Here is a 3,072-nt window from a genome sequence, read left to right as displayed (position 1 = left end):
CATCCTCGCGCGCTCACGACGTCGAAAACAGCCACAGCGGGTCTTCGCTCGCGATGCCCGCGGACAGCAAGTCCAGCCCGAATTTGAGGCTGTGCGTCAGGTGCCATTTCGCCGGGCAGCGGCTCCAGGTTCCTGCAACCAAATGAACCTGTGTTGAACTGAATACCTGCCAGGCGTGCAGCCGGGTTCGCTCCCGCGGACCCGGTCTCGAATACAACGATGTCGTTTTTGAACGACATCACTGGCAAAAGCAAACGTTGTTCAATTCCGAGTCTCGATGCCGATATTCAGATTGTTGGTTACCGACGTGACACCGACGACTTGGCGCGCACTCGCTTCTGCGAGCTGAATCTGAGCTTCCTCATCGACGTGGCCGATCAGCGTCACGATGCCGTGTCGAGCAAGCACGGTAATGTCTGACGACGCAAGGTGCGGCGTAGCCGACAGAGCGCGCCGCACCTTCTTGGCCAATAGGCGATCCGCTGCGCGCTGTTCTTTCCGAGGATTTGCCGCATGCGCAGTGCCCGTCACGACAGCCGGAACGTAGCCCGTATCCGGACCTCTCTCTGCAGATGCGTTGACGCAAAATGCCAGGCAAGTGATCGCGAGAATTGAGGTAAATGTATTTTTCATGCTGGTTCCCTAGTTTCAACAATGGATAGACAAATCAGCCTTCGAGCTTCCTAGTGCTTTCTCGCTGACCACGTGAATCATAAGATTCGTTGCTCACGATTTATATACGTCCACGTCGAAAACTCAATTCGTCAACAACCAAACCAGCGTCGAGGTCGATTGCCCCAAACCATCCTCTCTCACGGATATACGATGGTATATATCACACAATTCTTTAGGATATGTTCAACAGAACATTTGCACAATAGTCAATCACAATCCGTATTGGTACCTTGCCATATCCCAACATCTTGTCAGGCATGGGAATGAAAACCACAAAGACCGTATTCCGCATATACGAAATTTGGTTACTCATTGCACTCACGCTGTTCTTCTGCGTTGAATCTCTGCTCGACGCGATCTATATGCAGAATGAGAGTGAACTCGCTCCCATGATTGTCGCGCGCGCAATCTGGCTTGCGCTGATCATCGGCGCGTTTTCCAGGTATGTAGTTGCGATCCGAATCCTTGCATTCGCATGCGGAATCAGCGCCATTACCGTTGGTTTTTCACTGCCATGCTTGGCGACGATCTCTCCCGTCCTCGCTGGCGTGCTGTGTGTTGGCGTGGTAATCAAAGCGTCCACCGGAATCTACATGCTGCATCAGATCAGTAATCCCGATTCGTTCGGTGCACAATCGCTCGACGCCCACAGAACACCACACTAACGAAGCACTGATTCGCCTAGCTTGATAGTCATCCTCGACGCAGCCGAGAGCGTTGTCGGAGATGTTTTACGGAACATGCCCACGACGACGAAACGGCAAGCCAATTTTTGCGCAAACGGAATACGTGTGACTCGGTGTCCGCGTTTCCTCGGGCGGGTGTAAAAACTCGATCCGTGGTCGAGATTGCTGACGGCAACCGAGCCGTACTACCCGAAATGGGGCTGCCGCCCGTTGATCAGCCTATAGAGAACGACTCGAATTCTACCGGCGTATAGGATGTTGCTGATGGCAACGGTCCGGCCGAACTGCTCAACGATATACGACGGGCTATTCGATATTCTCGGCCGTGATTGGGCCAACCTGCGGTCGACGTGATCACCCCACCCGGCTGCCGCGAATGGTAGAAGTCCCGCGGCCGCCATCGCCCCCCCGGAGAGTAGAAGCACTGTGCATCCCCGAATTCGCTCGCGGGCAACCGCGTGCGGACATGGCACACCGACTCGCATGAGACCGACGCCGCCTACGAAGCGGACATGCTGAATTGCGTACAGGATCTCGTCTTCCTGCAATCCATTAGCATTGCGTACGATTACTATGTCTCGTGACCGGCCCCGTCGATCTCGGTCAACGGGAATACCGATCACTTCAGGGCGCCTTACAGTGACTCAGCCATTCAGTGGTTGTTCGCCGTCTCCTTACGGAGTTTCGCCACGTCCGCCGCCTGCACGGCCGGCGCACCGTTGTTCCAGCCGGCGCGCATGAAGGTCAGCACGTCGGCGATCTGCTGGTCGTTCAGCTGGTTCGAGAACGCCGGCATCGGATACGCGGACGGCACGCCACCGATCACGAGCGTGTCGCTGCCGTTCAGCGTCACGTTGATCAGCGACGACGCATCGGCCTCGAGCACGTTCGGATTGCCGGCGAGCGGCGCGAGCAGCGGCGCATAACCGCGTCCGTCCACCCCGTGGCAATGCAGGCAGTAAGCGTTATACACCTTCGCGCCCGGATCGGCTGCCGGCCGGCCCAGCGCGACCTGCGTCGCCTTCGGATCGTAGCGGTACGGCGGCGCCCCCGTGCCGCCTGCCGCCGGCAGCGATTTCAGGTAACGGGAGATTGCCGCCAGATCGTCGTCCGTGAGTGCCTGCGTGCTGTGGTTGATCACGCTCACCATCGAACCGAACGCGGTCGCATGGCGGTTCGCGCCGGTCTTCAGGAACTGCGCGACCTCGGCCTCGTTCCAGCGGCCGAGCCCCGTGTTGGGCTCGCCGGTCAGGTTCGATGCGAACCAGTTGTCGATCGGCGCACCCGACAGGAACGCCGCGCCGCCTTCGTCGAGCGCCTTCTCCTGGAAGCCGACGCCGCGCGGCGTGTGGCACGACCCGCAGTGCCCGAGCCCCTGCACGAGGTACGCGCCGCGGTTCCACATCGCGTCCTTGGCCGGCTTGTCGGCGTAAGGCGTCGTGTCGAGGAACACCATGTTCCACAACGCGAGCGGCCAGCGCATGTTGAGCGGCCACGGGATGTCGGACGGCCGGTTCGCCTGCTTCACCGGTTCGACGCCGTGCATGAAGTACGCGTACAGCGCCTTGACGTCCTCGTCCTTCAGCTTCGCGTACGACGGATACGGCATCGCCGGATACAGGTTATGACCGTCCTTCGCGACGCCCTTGCGCAACGCGCTGGCGAAATCCGCTTCGGTATAGCCGCCGATGCCCGTCTCCGGGTCGGGCGT

At 59.0% G+C, this 3,072-nt stretch carries 4 protein-coding genes and 1 pseudogene; 2 read left to right on the top strand and 3 right to left on the bottom strand.

All coding sequences use genetic code 11. From position 1 onward, the window contains the following. Together JMF90_RS40345 and JMF90_RS30975 are read right to left on the bottom strand one after the other, a co-directional pair. Positions 1-239, bottom strand: a 239-nt coding sequence (locus tag JMF90_RS40345) for a hypothetical protein (RefSeq protein ID WP_236598062.1), incomplete at its 3' end; no start/stop codon positions are given. Positions 240-261: 22 nt separating this feature from the next. Continuing rightward, positions 262-633, bottom strand: coding sequence for a BON domain-containing protein (locus JMF90_RS30975; RefSeq protein WP_011546999.1), 372 nt, complete (start codon positions 631-633; stop codon positions 262-264). A gap of 305 nt (positions 634-938) precedes the next feature. Here JMF90_RS30975 and JMF90_RS30970 point away from each other — a divergent pair, with 305 nt between their 5' ends. After that, complete coding sequence (locus JMF90_RS30970) at positions 939-1,340, top strand: hypothetical protein (RefSeq protein ID WP_226161389.1); 402 nt, start codon at positions 939-941, stop codon at positions 1,338-1,340. A 75-nt stretch (positions 1,341-1,415) separates the two neighbouring features. Beyond that, positions 1,416-1,574 (top strand): annotated as a pseudogene (locus tag JMF90_RS40800) (IS5/IS1182 family transposase); the annotation flags it as partial. A gap of 439 nt (positions 1,575-2,013) precedes the next feature. Here JMF90_RS40800 and JMF90_RS30965 read toward each other — a convergent pair. Next, positions 2,014-3,072: cytochrome c (locus tag JMF90_RS30965; protein ID WP_201325870.1), on the bottom strand; the 1,059-nt coding region annotated here is incomplete at its 5' end.

The organism is Burkholderia sp. E168m23, from assembly GCF_016586125.1.
In the GTDB taxonomy this organism is placed as follows: Bacteria; Pseudomonadota; Gammaproteobacteria; order Burkholderiales; family Burkholderiaceae; genus Burkholderia; species Burkholderia orbicola.
The sequence above is the reverse complement of the archived record's forward strand: the minus strand, read 5'-3'. Positions and strand labels throughout refer to the sequence as shown.

Coding starts and splice junctions, on each gene's coding strand:
- JMF90_RS30975 (WP_011546999.1), bottom strand. CDS start 633: ATGAAAAATACATTTACCTCAATTCTCGCGATCACTTGCCTGGCATTT.
- JMF90_RS30970 (WP_226161389.1), top strand. CDS start 939: ATGAAAACCACAAAGACCGTATTCCGCATATACGAAATTTGGTTACTC.